Genomic DNA, 17,375 nt, shown 5'->3' with positions numbered 1-17,375 from the left:
CGTGGCGGTAAAATCGCATCACGAAAACCGTGCCGCCGGGCATGCCATCATCACCACGCTGGATTGCCAACACTATGATAAAATGCTGGCTCTTTTGGGCTGAAAAACGGATATAACGATGACAGATTCTTCCAGTCTGCACGGGCTTTCCGGCGCATCGCTTGCGGGAAAACATATCGTACTGGGTATCAGCGGCGGCATCGCTGCCTACAAAGGCCCGGAACTGGTGCGGCGTCTGCGCGAGAGGGGCGCTGAGGTGCGAGTGGTGATGACACCCGCTGCTGGCGCGTTTATCACGCCACTGACGCTGCAGGCGGTCTCCGGCCACCCGGTGTCGAACGATCTGCTGGATCCCGCTGCCGAGGCGGCGATGGGCCACATTGAGCTGGGGAAATGGGCAGACCTGGTGATCCTGGCACCCGCATCAGCGGATTTGATCGCCCGGCTGGCGGCGGGTATGGCCAATGATCTGCTCAGCACCGTCTGTCTGGCGACTGCCGCGCCCATCGCCATCGCGCCTGCTATGAATCAGCAGATGTTCCGCGCTGCGGCAACACAACACAATCTGGGCGTGCTGGCGGCGCGCGGCATGCTGATCTGGGGGCCGGATAGCGGCAGCCAGGCGTGTGGTGACGTCGGGCCAGGCCGCATGATTGACCCGCTAACGATAGTGGCGTACGCCGACGCACACTTTTCCCGTGTCAATGATCTGCAACACCTGAATGTTATGGTCACGGCAGGGCCGACACGTGAAGCACTGGACCCGGTACGGTTCATCAGCAATCACAGCTCAGGGAAGATGGGTTTTGCCATCGCCGCTGCTGCTGCAGCACGTGGGGCACAGGTCACGCTGATAGCGGGCCCGGTCAATTTACCGACACCAGACCATGTCACTCGTGTCGATGTTATCAGTGCTCAGGATATGCATCAGGCGGTGATGTCGCGCGCCGCTCAGCAGCATATCGTTATCGGGTGCGCTGCCGTAGCGGACTACCGGGCACACACCGTCGCTGATGAAAAGATCAAAAAGCAGGGTGATGAAATCAGTGTCACTCTGGTCAAAAATCCGGATATTATCGCCGATGTGGCGGCAATGAGCGAAAACAGGCCTTACGTCATCGGGTTTGCTGCCGAAACCAGTAATGTGGAAGAATACGCGCGCCAGAAGCTGGCCCGCAAACAGCTGGATCTGATTTGCGCGAATGATGTATCCCTTTCCGATCAGGGGTTTAACTCGGAAAATAATACATTACACCTTTTCTGGCCGGGTGGGGACAAACGCCTGCCGCACAGCAGCAAACACCTGTTGGGCCAACAGTTAATTGACGAGATTGTCAGCCGTTATGATGAAAAAAATCGACGTAAAAATTCTTGATGCGCGTATCGGGCAACAGTTCCCGCTGCCAACCTATGCGACCCCAGGCTCTGCCGGGCTGGATTTACGCGCCTGTCTGGACAGCGCTATCGTGCTGGCCGCAGGCGAAACCACGCTGGTGCCGACCGGTTTGGCTATCCATATCGCCGACCCGTCATTAGCGGCGGTGATCCTGCCTCGCTCCGGCCTCGGTCACAAACACGGTGTGGTGCTGGGTAATCTGGTGGGGCTTATCGATTCCGACTATCAGGGGCAGTTGATGGTGTCGGTATGGAACCGTGGCAGTCAGTCTTTCACCATCGAACCCGGCGAGCGCATCGCCCAGATGGTGTTCGTACCGGTAGTGCAGGCCGAATTCAATCTGGTTAACGATTTCGTCGACAGCGAGCGGGGAGAAGGTGGTTTCGGCCATTCCGGTCGCCACTAAGACACATTCCCCTGCCTCCCAGGAAAATTATAAAGCCACAGCGTTGATGCGACTGTGGCGCTATCTGGTGTTTGTCCGTCACATTTTTATCAAGGGTCTTTTCTGACATGGCAGAGAAAGAAAATACGAAAAGGAACCGTCGCGAGGAAATTCTGCAGGCACTGGCGCAGATGCTGGAATCCAGCGATGGCAGTCAACGCATCACCACCGCTAAGCTGGCCGCCACCGTTGGCGTTTCAGAAGCCGCTCTTTATCGGCATTTTCCCAGCAAAACACGCATGTTTGACAGCCTGATCGAATTTATTGAAGACAGCCTGACCACCCGTATCAACCTGATCCTGCAGGATGAAAAAGACACCTTTAATCGGCTGCGGCTCATTTTGTTGCTGATCCTCGGCTTTGCCGAGAAAAACCCCGGTTTGACGCGCATTCTCACCGGCCATGCGCTGATGTTCGAACAGGACCGGTTGCAGGGTCGCATCAACCAGCTGTTTGACCGCATTGAATCGCAATTGCGTCAGGTACTGCGCGAACACAAACTACGCGGCGGCGAAGCGTTTCGCCATGACGAAACGTTGCTGGCGAGCCAGTTACTGGCGTTCTGCGAAGGGATGCTCTCCCGCTTTACCCGCTCCGAGTTCCGTACCCTGCCCACGCAGGATTTCGAAACCCGCTGGCCCTTGCTGGCCGCCCAGCTTCAGTAAATGCACCGCGTGGCGCACCGCCACGCCGCTTATTTCATCCCCGCCGGGTTATACGCCGAATTGCGCACGGTAAGCATTCACCGCGTCCAGATGCGCAGCCATTTCCGGTTTTTCCGCCAGCCAGCTAATCAGGTCGCCCAGCGTGATGATGGACGTCACGTTGCACTGATAATCGCGTTCCACTTCCTGAATCGCGGACAGTTCGCCACGACCACGCTCTTGCCGGTCGAGCGCAATCAGTACACCAGCCAGCGTCGCCCCTTGTGCAGCGATGATATCCATCGATTCGCGGATAGCCGTACCGGCGGTAATCACATCGTCCACCAGCATGATGCGGCCTTTCAGCGGGCTACCGACCAGATTGCCGCCTTCGCCGTGATCCTTGGCTTCTTTACGGTTAAAGCAGTAGGGCACATCACGGTCATGGTGTTCCGCCAGCGCCACCGCCGTCGTGGTAGCAATCGGAATCCCCTTGTAAGCCGGGCCGAACAGCACGTCGAATTCTACATTGCCATCCACCAGCGCCTCGGCGTAAAAGCGTCCCAGCAACGCCAGATCACGCCCGGTATTGAATAACCCGGCATTAAAGAAATAGGGGCTGATACGCCCGGATTTCAGGGTAAATTCGCCGAACTTCAGAACCTGTTTGCTCAGTGCGAATTCGATAAACTGACGCTGATAGGCTTTCATGACTCCCTCTCCTGTTACGACGGTAGTTTCCCACCGTTCTGACTGCATAGCATAAAAATGGATGGCATAAAAAAGCGACCACCTGGGTCGCTTTAACAATCAATCGGCCAGGGTGGCCTTCTGCGCTCTGACAATATCTTCGATGCCCTGACGCGCCAGCGCCAGTAACGACAACAATTCGTCGTGGCTGAACGGCTCACCTTCCGCGGTGCCCTGCACCTCTATCATGCGGCCATCTTCGGTCATCACGACGTTCATGTCAGTTTCTGCGGCGGAATCTTCCACGTATTCCAGGTCACACACCGCTTCACCGTTAACAATCCCGACCGATACCGCCGCCACCATGCCTTTCAACGGACTGGCTTTCAGCTTACCGCTGGCCACCATACCGTTTAGCGCATCCGCCAGCGCCACGCAGGCACCGGTGATAGAGGCAGTACGGGTGCCACCATCGGCCTGCAATACGTCACAGTCCAGCGTAATGGTGAATTCACCCAATTTGTTCAGGTCTACGGCGGCACGCAGCGAGCGGGCGATCAGACGCTGAATTTCCAGCGTGCGGCCACCTTGTTTGCCTTTTGCCGCTTCACGGGCGTTACGGCTATGGGTGGATCGCGGCAGCATGCCGTATTCAGCGGTAATCCAGCCTTGTCCCTGACCTTTCAGGAAACGCGGAACCCCTTCTTCTACCGTGGCATTGCACAGCACTTTGGTATCGCCAAACTCCACCAATACCGATCCTTCAGCATGTTTGGTGTAATGACGGGTGAATGTAAGAGGGCGAATTTGCTGGGCACTTCGGCCTGTTGGGCGCATGGCTCGTCTCCGGGCAGGTTCATTAAACTGGCGCGCATTATACGGTCTTCCCCCTGCCCTGCCTACCGCCAGTCACGATTAAAATTTCATCAACTTTTCCGGTGCCATCCGTGCCATCGGCTGGAGAGCCGCCAGTCAGCCATGTAGAATACCGGCATTATTTATCCGCAGGCTGCTGATGTTCATGAGTGACTCCGTCTCTTCACCACCTTCACCCACGCCGTCAGGCAAGAAAATTCCCTGGCAGCAACAGGGAACCACGCCGGATTATCGCTTTTCGCTGGCTAACGAGCGCACCTTTCTGGCCTGGATTCGTACCGCGCTGGCGTTTCTGGCCGGTGCCATCGCCATTGACCAGTTTGCCCCCACGCTGGGGTCACCCACCATCCGAGCCGGTATGTCAGCTTTTCTGGCGCTGGCAGCGGCGCTGCTGGCGTGGATGGCTTACCAACGCTGGGCCGATAACGAGCGGGCGATGCGTGCCGGGCAAGCGCTGCCGTATACCCGTCTACTTGTCGCCGTCGCCAGCGTCGTGAGCCTGACGTCAGTTGCACTGGCGCTGATTATCCTGCTGATGTAGCCGCCATGACCACACCTGCCGATACCCCGCCGCGCGACCCTGGCCTGCAACCGGAACGCACGCGGCTTGCCTGGTCGCGTACCGCCTTTGTGCTGCTGATCAACAGCCTTTTACTGCTCAAAGCCGGTTCGATCACCACCCAGCCGCTGATGCTCGCTACCGGGTTGTTCCTGCTGGTGATGGCGCTGGTCACGTATATCTGGTCGCGTCTGCGATTGCGCGCGCTACAGCACTATGGTCACCCTTGTACCCGGCAATCCATGCGAATGATGCAACTGCTGGTACTTATGGTGCTGGTCACGGCATTGAGCCTGTTGGTGGGGTTCACGACTGGCTAAGCACAATCCCTCAACGGATTTATCGTCAATACAAAAGATTTTGATCTGCCTGTTTTGGCATAACCCATCGGTATACCCTGCGAGTATTTGCAATAAAAAATCTTTAAATAACAAATAACTAATTAAAAACAACTCCATAACATCAGGTTATACCCTACCCATAAACAAGCATTCGTCAGAAAAAAAGCATCGTGGAATAGTCTTAGACATCTTCTCTCATGTCATCACTATGCAACCACGGATAAGACATCATGCTGATTCCACAACCTTACCTGCTTTTTCTTGGCGATGTGACCGACCCGCTGGCGGTGAAAACGGCACGCGGTATTCACACCTGGCGCCCCGAACAGTGTGTAGGCCAGTTACGCCTGCCGGGCAGCACGGTGTCACTGGGGCTCGATGATCTGGATATCCCCACCGCGGTGGCGCGTGGCGCTAAAACGCTGGTACTGGGTACCGCCAACGCCGGTGGCTTTCTGCCGCCACACTGGCTGGACACCGTGCGTACCGCCATCGAGGCCGGTATGAATGTTGCCAATGGTCTGCACCAGCGGCTGATTGATGTCCCCGGTTTACAGGCGCTGGCAGAGCAGCATCAGGTGGAGCTGTTCGATATTCGTCACATGCGCCCGGAATTAACCGTCGGCAGTGGTAAGAAACGCAGCGGTAAACGCGTACTGACCGTCGGTACCGACTGCTCAGTTGGCAAAATGTACACCTCGCTGGCGCTGGAAGCCGCCATGCGTGCGCAGGGGATGAAGGCGGATTTCCGTGCCACCGGTCAAACCGGGGTGCTGGTAGCTGGCGACGGTATCGCCATTGACGCTGTGATCGCCGATTTTATCGCCGGTGCGGCAGAAGCGTTGTCTCCTGCCAATGACGATGACCACTGGGACATCGTTGAAGGCCAGGGGTCGCTGTTTCATCCATCCTACGCTGGAGTGACCACCGGTCTTATCCACGGTGCCCAGCCGCACTGGCTGGTGATGTGCCACGAAATGGGTCGCCCGCACATGCGCCACCTGCCGCATCAACCGATGGTGGAACTGGATGAGTGTGTGGATGCCTGCCTGCGCGCTGCCCGTGTGACCAACCCGGAGGTGCAGTTAGCGGGTTTCGCCATCAACACCTCCAACTATGGCGAACAGGAAGCGCGTGAGTACTGCCGCGGCCTGAGCGAACGCTTCGGTGTTCCTGCCACCGACCCGATCCGTTTCGGTATTGATGACATTGCGACGCTGCTGAAAACCCAGGGATAACCCGATGCGACAGATGCAAATTGAAACCGTAGAGCTGCCGCTGGCCCGTCCGTTCGCCATCTCACGCGGTACCCGTACCGCCGTTACCGTGGTGCGGGTCACGCTGGAAGAGCGCGGTTTTATCGGACGGGGGGAATGCACACCCACCGCGCACTATCAGGAAACGGCTGACAGCGTCACCCGTCAGTTGGAAACCGTGCGTCAGGCAGTGGAAAACGGTATCAGTCTGGAAGCACTGCAACAGTCGTTGCCGCCGGGATCGGCGCGCAACGCACTGGATTGCGCGCTGTGGCGACTGAATGCCGCGCTTGCCCGACAAACGCTGTGGCAGCACCTCGCCATCGCGCCGCCGCAATCGATCATTACCGCCGAGACCCTGAGCCTCGACACGCTGGAAAACATGGCGAATGCCGCCAAAGACGCGGTGTCGCGCGGTGCCTTGTTATTGAAAATCAAGCTCGACCGGGATCAGATTCTGGAAAAAGTGGCAGCAATCCGCCAGGCAGCCCCCAATGTCACGTTGATTGTCGATGCCAACGAAGCCTGGAGCGGGCTGGATCTGGCATCGTTGCTGCGCCAGTTAGCCGCACATCGCATCGCGATGGTCGAGCAACCGTTACCTGCCGGGCAGGACAGCGCGCTGGCGACGTTTGAACACGCGATTGCGGTATGCGCCGATGAAAGCTGCCATCACCGGGGCGACATCGCCGCGCTGTGCGACCGCTACGAGATGATCAACATCAAGCTGGACAAATGCGGCGGGCTGACCGAAGCACTGGCGATGGTGGCGCAAGCGCGCCAGCACGACCTACGCATCATGGTCGGCTGCATGCTCGGCTCCTCGCTGGCGATGGAAGCCGCTCTGCCAGTAGCGCTGGCGGCTGAACACGTTGATCTGGACGGCCCGATTTGGCTGGCCGCCGACAGCTCGCCTTACCTGACGTATAACCTTGGCCGCATCTGGCTGTGACAGAACCTACCGGAGTGACGATGACGGATACCACCCTAACCGCAATCCCTGCTGCGACGGCGTCTGCCCCGACACCGCAGCCGGTGCTGGAGATAGACGATCTGAGCGTTAGCTTCAGCGGCCGCTCCGGCACGCATGTGGCGCTCAAGGGCGTATCCTTCAGCCTCAACAAAGGGGAAGTGGTCGCCGTGGTCGGCGAAAGCGGCTCCGGCAAATCCGTCACCTCGCTGACGGTCATGGGGCTGCTGGCCGCGTCCGCCCGTATTGAACGTGGCGGCATTCGCTTTACCGATAGCACCGGTCGCCGCCATGACCTGCTGACCCTGAAGGACGATGCCCGTCGCCGCCTGCGCGGTCGCGATATGGCGATGATCTTTCAGGAGCCGATGACCTCCCTCAACCCGGTGCTGAAAGTGGGTGATCAACTCACCGAGGCCTTGCTGGACCACAACATGTGCGACGCGGCCAGCGCCGATAGCAAAGCACGCGAACTGCTGCGCAAAGTGCGGATCGCGGATATCGACCGGGTGATGAACAGCTATCCACATTCGCTGTCCGGCGGGATGCGCCAGCGGGTGATGATAGCCCAGGCGCTGGTCTGCGACCCGCAGTTACTGATCGCCGACGAACCCACCACCGCGCTGGATGTGACGGTACAGGCACGCATCCTGCAAATCCTGCGCAACCTGCAACGCCAGAGCAACATGTCGGTGTTGTTCATTACCCACGACATGGGCGTGGTGGCGGAAATCGCGGACCGCGTAGTAGTCATGTATCGCGGTGAGGTGGTGGAACAAGGTCGGGTCGAGGATATTTTCAATCGTCCGCAGCACGACTACACCAAAGCACTGCTGGCAGCGGTGCCACGGCTGGGCGATATGCGCGACAGCGCCTGGCCCAGGCGCTTCCCGCTGCTAGGGCAGCAAAACGCGACGGCGGAACCGGATCACATGACCGCGCGTTATGACGCTCCGCCGTTGCTCGATATTCGTGGCCTGAAAGTGTACTACCCCATCCGCAGCGGCATTTTCTCTTCCGTCACCCACCGGGTACATGCGGTAGAGCAAATTGATTTCGCCGTCTGGCCGGGGGAAACGCTGGCGATTGTCGGCGAATCCGGTTGTGGCAAATCCACCACCGGGCGCGCGCTGCTACGTCTGGTGGAAAGCCAGACAGATAGCCTGTTGTTCGACGGTCAGGAGATTGCCGGTTTACGCGACCGCGACTTCCAGCCGCTGCGCCGCAAAATGCAGATGGTGTTTCAGGATCCTTACGCCTCGCTCAACCCCCGTCTGACGGTAGGTTTCACCATTGCCGAGCCGCTGCTGCTGCACGGACTGGTGAAGTCGCTGGAAGAGGCTACCCCGCAGGTACAGGCGCTACTGAAAAGCGTCGGCCTGCAACCAGAACACGCACAGCGCTATCCGCACGAATTTTCCGGCGGCCAGCGTCAACGTATTGCTATCGCCCGTGCGATGGCGCTGCACCCTCAGGTGATCATTGCTGACGAGGCCGTGTCGGCGCTCGATGTGTCGATTCAGGCACAGGTGGTCAACCTGATGATGGACTTACAGCAGAAGACCGGCGTGTCGTGGATTTTCATCTCCCATGACATGGCGGTGGTGGAACGCATCGCCAACCGCGTGGCCGTGATGTACCTCGGTCAAATAGTGGAAATCGGCCCGCGTCAGTCGGTGTTCAACAACCCGCAGCATCCGTATACCCGGCGTCTGCTGGCCTCGGTACCGATCGCCGACCCTGACCGTCGCTATACCCGTGAACTGGACGACAGCGAAATTCCCTCACCGTTGCGTAAAGCGAACGAGGTGGTGGAAAAAGCCCGCTATCGCGAAGTCGCCCCGCACCATTGGGTCAGCGAAGCCGGGTTCGGGTCGCCATCAACAGGGGCCTGACGTTATTGATCGTAAGACGTTATTGACCGTAAGACATTATTGCTCGTCAGTAGTAAACCGTAGCACCGTCCAACACCAGGGACACCCTAACTGCCCAAGGGCAGTCACCACGTCGGCAACGTACTGACCACGGTGAAAATTAAACAGTAATAAAAACAAACAATAATAGAAAGCAGCACAACAACCAGCAACTCACACCATTTACAGGAGACACCATGAAATCGTTACTACCCGCAGTAACTTCACGTCGTTCCGCTGTCGCACTGGGGCTGTCATTGTGTTTAGCCGCCGCTGCCGCTCAGGCTCAGGATCTGCGCATTTCCATGTACGCCGACATCACCGGGCTGGATCCGCACGACACCTCGGATACGCTGAGCTACTCCATCCAGAGCGGGATCTTTGAACGTCTGTTCCAGTTCGACGACCAGATGAAACTGGTGCCGCAACTGGCAACCGGTTACACCGGCAACGCCGATGCGACCGAATACACCATCACGCTGCGCGAGGGCGTGACCTTTCAGGACGGCACGCCGTTCAACGCTGATGCGGTCAAAGCCAACCTTGACCGTCTGGCTGACCAGAGCAAAGGGCTCAAGCGCAACAGCCTGTTTAATATGATCAAGAGCGTGACGGTCGTATCGCCGACACAGGTCAAAGTCGAGCTGAATAAATCCTTCGGTGCGTTTATCAACACCCTGGCGCACCCGTCTGCGGTGATGCACAGCCCGGCCGCGTTACAACAGTACCCGGATGAAACCCAACTGCGCGTACACCCGGTCGGTACCGGTCCGTTCAAGTTTGTCGAATGGCAGCAGGGCAAAGACGTCAAACTGACCAAGTACGACAACTACTGGCAGAAAGGCTGGCCGAAAGTGGATAACGTGACTTTCTACCCGTCGCCGGAAGACGCCACCCGCGTCGCCGCCTTGAAATCCGGCCAGTCTGACGCTATCTACCCGCTGCCGTCCGACCTGGTGAAAACCGTTGAAGATGACACCAAGCTGGCTATCCAGCGTGACCCCAGCATCTATCTGTACTATATGGCTATCAATACCCAACACGGGCCGTTGAGTGACGTGCGGGTACGCCAGGCGCTGAACTTTGCCATCAACCGGACTATGTGGCTGAGAGTGGGTTTCGCCGGTATGGGCCTGCCTGCTGCCTCGGCCATGGCACCGCGTGTGCAGTTCTTCTCCAGCCAGAGCGAGCCGAACTATACCTACAGCCCTGCGAAAGCCAAGGAGCTGTTGAAAGAAGCCGGTTACGAAAACGGGCTGGAACTGAAACTGTGGGTCAGCAACGCTACCTCCGCTGTGCGCAGTGCGCAGTTCTTCAAACAGCAGCTTGAGCAGGTCGGCATCAAAGTCACCGTGACCCCGATGGATTCCGGTACCCGTAACGAAAAACTGTTCGGCGTGAAAGACCCGAAACAGGCTGAATTCGACTTGTACTACGGTGGCTGGTCACCGTCTACCGGCGATGCCGACTGGGCGCTGCGTCCGCTGTTCGCGACCGAGTCCTGGGTGCCGAAAGCCTATAACGTGTCTTACTACAGCAACCCGGATGTGGACAAAGCGATCGTCGCCGGTCTGGCTACCTCAGATAACAGCAAACGTGCTGCCGCGTATGCCGATGCCCAGAAACTGATCTGGAAAGACGCGCCGGTGGTGTTCCTGGGTGTACCGGACAACCTGGTCGGTAAAGTGAAAAATCTGTCTGGCGTTTACATGCTGGCGGACGGTTCTCTGATTTTCGATCAGGCTGAGTTCAAGTAATCGCACAGGGGATCGCCATGTTTGCTTATATCGTCCGACGTTTGCTGGAAATGATCCCGGTTTTGCTGGTGATCTCCCTGTTGGTGTTCGGTTTTATCAAGCTGTTACCGGGTGACCCGGCACGGATCTATGCCGGCCCCGACGCTCCTATCGAGGCGGTGGAAGCCGCCCGTGAGCATTTAGGGTTGAACGATCCGCTGCCGCAGCAGTATCTCCACTGGCTGACCGGGTTGGTACACGGTGACCTTGGCATCACCTACCGTACCCAGCAGCCGGTGCTGAGTGTCATCAAAAAAAGTTTTCTGCCAACGCTGTGGCTGGCGCTGGCCGGTTTCGTCTGGTCGGTGATCCTCGGCCTGCTGATCGGCGTGTTTGCCGCGCTTAAACGCGGAAAATGGCAGGACTGGTCTTTGATGAGTCTGGCCGTAGGTGGCATCTCGATGCCACCGTTCTGGCTCGGCCTGTTGTTAATTCAGTTTGTCGCTATGCCGTTCGGTCTTTTCTCGGTCAGCGGTTTCAACAAGCCGACCGACATTATTCTGCCCGCGCTGACGCTGGGCGCTTCGGTCGCGGCGGTGATGGCGCGCTTTACCCGCTCGGCGTTTCTGGAAGTCATGCAGGAAGACTACGTGCGCACCGCCCGCGCCAAAGGGCTGCGCCAGCGATTGATTGTCTGGAAACACGTGATGCGTAACGCGCTGATCCCGGTTATCACCATGCTCGGGTTGCAGTTCGGCTTTCTGCTGGGTGGTTCGATTGTGGTGGAAAGCGTGTTCAACTGGCCGGGGCTCGGCTGGCTGTTGATTGAATCCATCAAGAGCCAGGATCAGCCGGTGATTCAGGCACTGGTGATGCTGTTCGTATTTGAATTTATCCTGATCAACCTGCTGGTCGACCTGCTGTACGCAGTGGTGAACCCAGCCATTCGTCTGCGTTAGGAGCTGCGATGAACACCTCTCAAGAACCGATCGTGGCACCCTCCTCCGCCCTGAACGACAGTACGATTCGTTCACCGTGGCGCGATTTTCTGCATGCGTTCATCCGCAACCCGATGGCGCTAGCCTCCGGCGGTTTTGTGTTACTGCTGGTGCTGGTGGCGGTGTTCGCACCCTGGCTGGCACCCTGGAACCCGATGGAGCCGGACTGGATGGCGCTCGGCGCATCGCCTTCCGCCAGCCACTGGATGGGCACCGACGATCTGGGCCGCGATGTGATGAGCCGCATCATTTACGGCGCACGCATTTCGCTGTACATCGGTATTGTCTCCGTCACGCTGGGTATGGTGGTAGGCATCGCCCTCGGCTTGCTGGCGGGCTACTATGGCCGCACTATCGACATGCTGATCATGCGCGGCTGCGACGTATTGTTCGCGTTCCCCGGCATGTTGCTGGCGATTGCCGTGGTGGCAATCCTCGGCCCCGGCCTGAATAACGTGATTATCGCGGTAGCGGTATTCAGCGTACCGGTGTTCGCCCGCATTGTGCGCGCCTCCACACTCTCACTCAAACAGGCGGCCTACGTTGAAGCCGTCCGCTGCGCTGGTGCGCCGGACCGGGTCATCCTGTTGCGCCATATCCTGCCGGGTACCTTGCCGAACGTGATTGTGTATTTCACCATGCGTATCGGCACCAGTATTCTGACCGCTGCCGGGCTGAGCTTCATCGGCCTGGGGCCGGAGCCGGACGTGCCTGAATGGGGTAACATTCTGGCGATGAGCCGCAGCATGATGATGGCAGGCCAGTGGCACGTCAGCGTCTTCCCCGGTTTAGCGATTTTCTGCACCGTGCTGGCCTTTAACCTGCTGGGCGATGCGCTGCGCGATACGCTGGACCCGAAACTGAAAAGCTGAGCGAACCGAACATGACACCTTATCAACAGGCGCAACTGGTACCGCTGCTGCAACGCTGGCGGACAGAGCGACAACTCGGCACACCGCGCCTGCCCTGCGGCACGCATAATCGCCTGAGCGACGTACCCGGCGTGCGGGTGGGCCATGCTACGTTGGCCGAAGGCGAGATTCAGACCGGCGTGACCGCCATTGTGCCAAACAGCGATAACCTGTTTATACAACCGCTGCCCTGCGGCGCGGCGGTGCTCAACGGTTTCGCCAAACCGGTGGGGCTGGTGCAAATTGAAGAACTGGGACAATTACAAACCCCCATCCTGCTCAGTAACACCCTGTCGGTCGGCACGCTCTTCACCACACTGGTACGCGACGCCATTGCCCGCAATCCCGAACTGGGCCGCCGTTTGCCGACCGTCAATCCGCTGGCGCTGGAGTGCAACGACGGCTGGCTCAATGATATTCAGGCGCTGGCCGTCACCGAAGCGATGGCGCGTGCCGCGTTGGATAACGCCACGGCGGATTTCGCTCGTGGCAGCGTTGGCGCCGGGCGCGGCATGAGTTGCTTCGCGCTCAAAGGCGGCATCGGCACCGCCTCGCGGCAGATTGCGAAACTGGACGCTACCCTCGGGGTACTGGTGCTGGCCAATTTCGGCACACTGCCCGCCCTGACGCTGGACGGCGTGCAGGTTGGCGACGCCATTGCACCTCTGCTGCCGGAACTGACACCGCAGCAGGATGCCGGTTCCATCATCATTATTATGGCAACTGACGCCGCACTTGATGCCCGTCAGTTGACCCGCATCGCCCGCCGTGCGGGTGCCGGGCTCGGCCGACTCGGCAGCTATTGGGGTCACGGTTCCGGCGATATCGCGGTGGCCTTTTCCACCCAACCCACACCGCGGCCACCGGAAGACGCGCAACTGGAGCCGCTACTGAATGCCGCGGCCGACGCCACCGAACACGCGGTGCTGGATGCATTGTTACACGCCGAAGCCGTCACCGGTTTTCGCGGCCACCATCGCCCGGCCCTGACACAGGTACTGGACCGTCTGGCACAAGATTTCGCATAACCGCCTGAGCACAGGCGATAAGGACGCTGACATGAAAGTATTTATTTCTGCGGATATCGAAGGCATCGCGGGTGTGATGCGACCGGAACAATGCAGCCCCGGCACGCCGGAACACCAGATAGCACGCGGGTTGATGGAACAGGAAGTGAACGCCGCTATCGAAGGCGCGTTCGCCGGTGGTGCCAGCGAAGTGGTAGTGGCCGACAGTCATGCTGCCATGACCAACCTGCGCGCTGAAAACATCGATCCACGCGCCCGTCTGGTGCAGGGCAAACCACGCGGTTTGTCGATGGTGGAAGGGCTGCAACAGCAGCAATTCGATGGTTTGATGTTCATCGGTTACCACAGCGCCGCCGGTGAGCACGGCGTACTGGCGCACACCATTAACGGCCGGGCGTTTTACCGGGTGCGTATCAACGGCGAAGTGATGGGCGAAAGCGATATCTACGCCGCAGCAGGTGCCGAACTGAACACCCCGCTGTGGCTGGTCAGCGGCGACGACACACTGCAAAGCTGGATCAACCGCTACTACCCGGCGGCCGATTATGCCTGCGTGAAACGCGCCATTTCCCAGACCGCGGCGGAATCACTCAGCCCGGAGGCCGCCCGCAACGCTATCCGGCTGGCAGCAACCCAGGCAGTGCAAAAAGCGCATAAAGAAACCACCACCCGTTTGCAGCCACCGTATGAGCTGGAACTGATGGTCGCCAAACCGGTACTGGCAGACCTGTTCTGCCTGATCCCCGGCGTCGTTCGCAAAGATGCCATCACCGTGGGTTACCAGTCACCCACCATCGCGCCGATCGTCAGCTTGCTGGGTGCCTTTTCCTATCTGGCGACCACGCAGAATTAATGCCCTGAACATAAGGAAGCACATCCAAGATGAAACCGGTCATTGTGATTCATGGCGGCGCAGGCGCGCTGAGCCGCACGGCGATGGACAGTGAAAAAGAACAGCGCTATCGCGCCGCGTTGCAGGCGATTGTCACCCGCGGGCAGGAGATTCTGGCGGCCAACGGCAGCGCGCTGGATGCGGTCACCGAAGCCGTACGTCTGCTGGAAGAGTGCCCGTTGTTCAATGCTGGCAAAGGTGCCGTGTTTACCCACCGTGGCACCCACGAACTGGACGCCAGTATTATGGATGGCCGCTCGCTGGACGCCGGTGCCATTGCCGGGGTAAACCATATCCGCAACCCGATTCTGGCCGCTCGCACCGTGCTGGAACGCAGCCCGCACGTGATGTTCACGGCAGAAGGCGCAGAAACCTTCGCCCGTGAGCAAGGTCTGGAAATGGTCGAGCCAGATTTTTTCTCCACCGACGAACGTTACCAGCAGTTGCTAAAAGCGCAGGCAGGCAATGACAAGATCCTGCTGGATCACGACGGCGAACGACAAACACAGCAGGGCGCCGATCCGCTCGATCCGGATCGCAAATTCGGTACGGTGGGTGCCGTTGCGCTGGACGCCGCCGGGAATCTGGCGGCGGCTACGTCCACCGGCGGCATGACCAACAAACGCGCTGGACGCGTCGGCGACTCACCGATCATCGGCGCTGGCTGCTACGCCAACAACCGCACCGTCGCGGTCTCCTGCACTGGCACCGGCGAGGTGTTCATGCGTACCGTCGCCGCCTATGATGTCTCCGCACTGATGGAATACGCCAACCTGCCGCTGTCGCAAGCCGCTGATAAAGTCGTGATGGAAAACGTGCTGGCACTGGGCGGTAGCGGCGGGCTTATCGCCGTTGATCATCAGGGCAACATCGCGCTGCCGTTTAACAGCGAAGGCATGTACCGCGGTTACGGTTATGTCGGCGAAGAAGCCGTGGTGGGGATTTATCGAGATTAAACACCCGTCGGCGAAGGAAGTAGCACACCAGAAAGGAAAACCCGTTTTCCTTTCTGGTACCAATAGATCAATCCATCAACCTCACCCGCGCTGATTGTTAACGAGTGGCAGAGTCAACACGGTTTTCTTTTCAAATTACCCTCCAGCTAATATTTACACCCATATCATAAATAAAAAAATTTAGACAAAAGGATATAAATATGGTTAAGTGCGCTAATTAACAACAAGGAGCGTTGGTAAATTATGGCTAACTTAATCTATTTAACGATCGAAGGAAAAAACCAAGGTTTAATTTCTTCCGGATGTTCTACATTTGAATCAATAGGTAATAAATACCAGAAAGCACATGGCGATGAAATATTTGTCCTATCGTTTGAGCACGACATGACAAGGGCGATGAATATCAATCACATGCCTGTTTCGTTCACAAAACTCATTGATAAATCATCCCCATTACTTGGTGTAGCGATAACAGAAAATGAGGAACTCTCGTTGCACTTTAAGTTTTATAGAACATCAGAAACCGGCGGAGTTGAACTTTACTATTCAATAAAAATAAATAAAGCCTTTATTGTTAAATTAAGTGTTATCTATCCCCACGCTATAAATCATGCTGATAACCAACCTGAAGAACTCATAAGTATAAAATACTCTGATATTCAGTGGAGCCACCACATTGCCAGAACATCAGGATACAGTATATGGGGAGAGAGTGGCTTCTAAGGGAATAACATGAAAAATCAATTCTGTGATGTAGACGAGCTCGGCTTTCCAAAATTTAATGGATTCGACGTCATCAGATGGCAACTACCAGATAACCCTAGACTTATTACCGGAAAATACTACTTATGGGCTTATAAAACGGCTTATGTGACTTATAACAGAGAAAGAATTATACAATATGCGCATGAAGAAAACATACCAGCATTTTTATTAGCTGGTATAGCCTTGGCGGAAGTGGGTGGCACACCAGAGCGATTTAAAGCCTATGGTGTATTACAAATCAGGCAAATGATTAATGACAATTTCAACGGCAACAATACATCTTCAAATGCTACGTCAGTAGGTTCGCTCGCTATTCAGCTAAGAGCTGCAGCAGAAACTATTGGTATAAACCCTGCGACATTAACATCAAGACAGCAGTTGCAACTGTCTAATTGTTTATTATCAGATAATTTTAATATAAGAGTCGTTGCTAAACACATCAAAACACTCATCCTACATGACTATCCTGATATAGCTGACACCGGCCACCTAACTGATGAACAAGTCATTTTAGCTGGGTCAAGGTATAATAGAGGCATTGAGAGAAAAAAAGAAGACTTTATCAATTCATTGTCGTCACCCATTGGTTCACCACAACGAGAATACAGCTCTTACGGCAGAAAGATAGTTGAGAGAAAAGAATCTATCAATAAAATACTGAGAGGAAGATGACATGCGAATCCAGGTAAAATTTTTTATTTTTATCTTATTTATTTCGTTGTTACATTTATTCTCTTTATTTAAGGAGGAATCCTACATTGATGGAAAAGAGGTTCTCAACGCCTGCATGGCATTTAAGACATTTGTAACTGATGATATACGTGATGTTACTGCACCGATTTCATTTTTTCTTCTTATACTTCCATTTTTTATAATTCTCTTTAAAGAGCGATTTAAAAAAACAAGCACTATAATATTCATTTCTTTTTTACTTTTATACTGGCTATGGCGTTTCTTTATCAGATTGAACATCTGTTAGATGAAAATCCATATAAAGAC

Annotated in this window: 19 protein-coding genes; 17 read left to right on the top strand and 2 right to left on the bottom strand. The window is 56.5% G+C overall.

The window, feature by feature from the left end; all coding sequences use genetic code 11:
• The first annotated feature begins 118 nt into the window (after positions 1-118).
• The 3 genes from coaBC (at position 119) to slmA (ending at position 2,506) form a co-directional block, all read left to right on the top strand.
• The gene (gene coaBC, locus DD586_RS00740; RefSeq protein ID WP_012882899.1) at positions 119-1,375 is read left to right on the top strand and encodes a bifunctional phosphopantothenoylcysteine decarboxylase/phosphopantothenate--cysteine ligase CoaBC; all 1,257 of its coding nucleotides are present in this window, start codon (positions 119-121) and stop codon (positions 1,373-1,375) included.
• Positions 1,344-1,802, top strand: coding sequence for a dUTP diphosphatase (gene dut / locus DD586_RS00735; protein WP_012882898.1), 459 nt, complete (start codon positions 1,344-1,346; stop codon positions 1,800-1,802). The genes coaBC and dut overlap by 32 nt, the downstream gene beginning before the upstream one ends.
• 107 nt (positions 1,803-1,909) lie before the next feature.
• Complete coding sequence (slmA, locus tag DD586_RS00730) at positions 1,910-2,506, top strand: nucleoid occlusion factor SlmA (RefSeq protein WP_012882897.1); 597 nt, start codon at positions 1,910-1,912, stop codon at positions 2,504-2,506.
• Positions 2,507-2,554: 48 nt separating this feature from the next.
• Here slmA and pyrE read toward each other — a convergent pair whose 3' ends face one another.
• A complete protein-coding gene (gene pyrE / locus DD586_RS00725) occupies positions 2,555-3,196 on the bottom strand; it encodes an orotate phosphoribosyltransferase (protein ID WP_012882896.1) in 642 nt (213 codons plus the stop codon).
• 99 nt (positions 3,197-3,295) lie between these two features.
• Complete coding sequence (gene rph / locus DD586_RS00720; RefSeq protein WP_012882895.1) at positions 3,296-4,012, bottom strand: ribonuclease PH; 717 nt, start codon at positions 4,010-4,012, stop codon at positions 3,296-3,298.
• A 178-nt stretch (positions 4,013-4,190) separates the two neighbouring features.
• On the opposite strand from rph, the gene DD586_RS00715 reads away from it, so the two are divergent.
• From DD586_RS00715 to DD586_RS00650, 14 genes are all read left to right on the top strand, one after another.
• Entirely contained in the window at positions 4,191-4,592 is a 402-nt protein-coding gene (locus tag DD586_RS00715) for a YidH family protein (RefSeq protein WP_012882894.1), read from the top strand.
• A gap of 5 nt (positions 4,593-4,597) precedes the next feature.
• On the top strand, positions 4,598-4,930 hold the full coding sequence (locus tag DD586_RS00710; RefSeq protein WP_012882893.1) for a DUF202 domain-containing protein: 333 nt from the start codon (positions 4,598-4,600) through the stop codon (positions 4,928-4,930).
• Between the two features lie 251 nt (positions 4,931-5,181).
• Entirely contained in the window at positions 5,182-6,189 is a 1,008-nt protein-coding gene (gene dgcN, locus DD586_RS00705; RefSeq protein WP_012882892.1) for an N-acetyltransferase DgcN, read from the top strand.
• 4 nt (positions 6,190-6,193) lie between these two features.
• Complete coding sequence (gene dgcA / locus DD586_RS00700) at positions 6,194-7,159, top strand: N-acetyl-D-Glu racemase DgcA (protein WP_012882891.1); 966 nt, start codon at positions 6,194-6,196, stop codon at positions 7,157-7,159.
• A 20-nt stretch (positions 7,160-7,179) separates the two neighbouring features.
• The gene (locus tag DD586_RS00695; RefSeq protein WP_012882890.1) at positions 7,180-9,072 is read left to right on the top strand and encodes an ABC transporter ATP-binding protein; all 1,893 of its coding nucleotides are present in this window, start codon (positions 7,180-7,182) and stop codon (positions 9,070-9,072) included.
• A 215-nt stretch (positions 9,073-9,287) separates the two neighbouring features.
• Positions 9,288-10,847: a glutathione ABC transporter substrate-binding protein gene (locus tag DD586_RS00690; RefSeq protein WP_012882889.1), complete on the top strand. Its 1,560-nt coding sequence runs from the start codon at positions 9,288-9,290 to the stop codon at positions 10,845-10,847.
• A 17-nt stretch (positions 10,848-10,864) separates the two neighbouring features.
• On the top strand, positions 10,865-11,785 hold the full coding sequence (locus tag DD586_RS00685; protein WP_012882888.1) for an ABC transporter permease: 921 nt from the start codon (positions 10,865-10,867) through the stop codon (positions 11,783-11,785).
• An 8-nt stretch (positions 11,786-11,793) separates the two neighbouring features.
• Entirely contained in the window at positions 11,794-12,696 is a 903-nt protein-coding gene (locus tag DD586_RS00680; RefSeq protein ID WP_012882887.1) for an ABC transporter permease subunit, read from the top strand.
• A gap of 11 nt (positions 12,697-12,707) precedes the next feature.
• Positions 12,708-13,763, top strand: a complete 1,056-nt coding sequence (locus tag DD586_RS00675) for a DmpA family aminopeptidase (RefSeq protein WP_012882886.1) — start codon at positions 12,708-12,710, stop codon at positions 13,761-13,763.
• Between the two features lie 31 nt (positions 13,764-13,794).
• Positions 13,795-14,616: a M55 family metallopeptidase gene (locus tag DD586_RS00670; protein WP_012882885.1), complete on the top strand. Its 822-nt coding sequence runs from the start codon at positions 13,795-13,797 to the stop codon at positions 14,614-14,616.
• A 29-nt stretch (positions 14,617-14,645) separates the two neighbouring features.
• Positions 14,646-15,611 carry an isoaspartyl peptidase/L-asparaginase family protein gene (locus tag DD586_RS00665; RefSeq protein ID WP_012882884.1) on the top strand — a complete coding sequence of 322 codons (966 nt, stop codon included), beginning with the start codon at positions 14,646-14,648 and terminating at the stop codon, positions 15,609-15,611.
• Positions 15,612-15,854: 243 nt separating this feature from the next.
• Complete coding sequence (locus DD586_RS00660; RefSeq protein ID WP_012882883.1) at positions 15,855-16,334, top strand: Hcp family type VI secretion system effector; 480 nt, start codon at positions 15,855-15,857, stop codon at positions 16,332-16,334.
• A gap of 9 nt (positions 16,335-16,343) precedes the next feature.
• Complete coding sequence (locus DD586_RS00655; RefSeq protein ID WP_012882882.1) at positions 16,344-17,048, top strand: hypothetical protein; 705 nt, start codon at positions 16,344-16,346, stop codon at positions 17,046-17,048.
• 1 nt (position 17,049) lies between these two features.
• The gene (locus DD586_RS00650; protein WP_012882881.1) at positions 17,050-17,355 is read left to right on the top strand and encodes a DUF2645 family protein; all 306 of its coding nucleotides are present in this window, start codon (positions 17,050-17,052) and stop codon (positions 17,353-17,355) included.
• The last annotated feature ends 20 nt before the right edge of the window (positions 17,356-17,375 follow it).

Origin of the sequence: Dickeya parazeae Ech586, from assembly GCF_000025065.1 — a bacterium.
GTDB lineage: Bacteria > Pseudomonadota > Gammaproteobacteria > Enterobacterales > Enterobacteriaceae > Dickeya > Dickeya zeae.
Note: the sequence above shows the minus strand (reverse complement) of the source record. Positions and strands in the feature narration are given on the sequence as shown.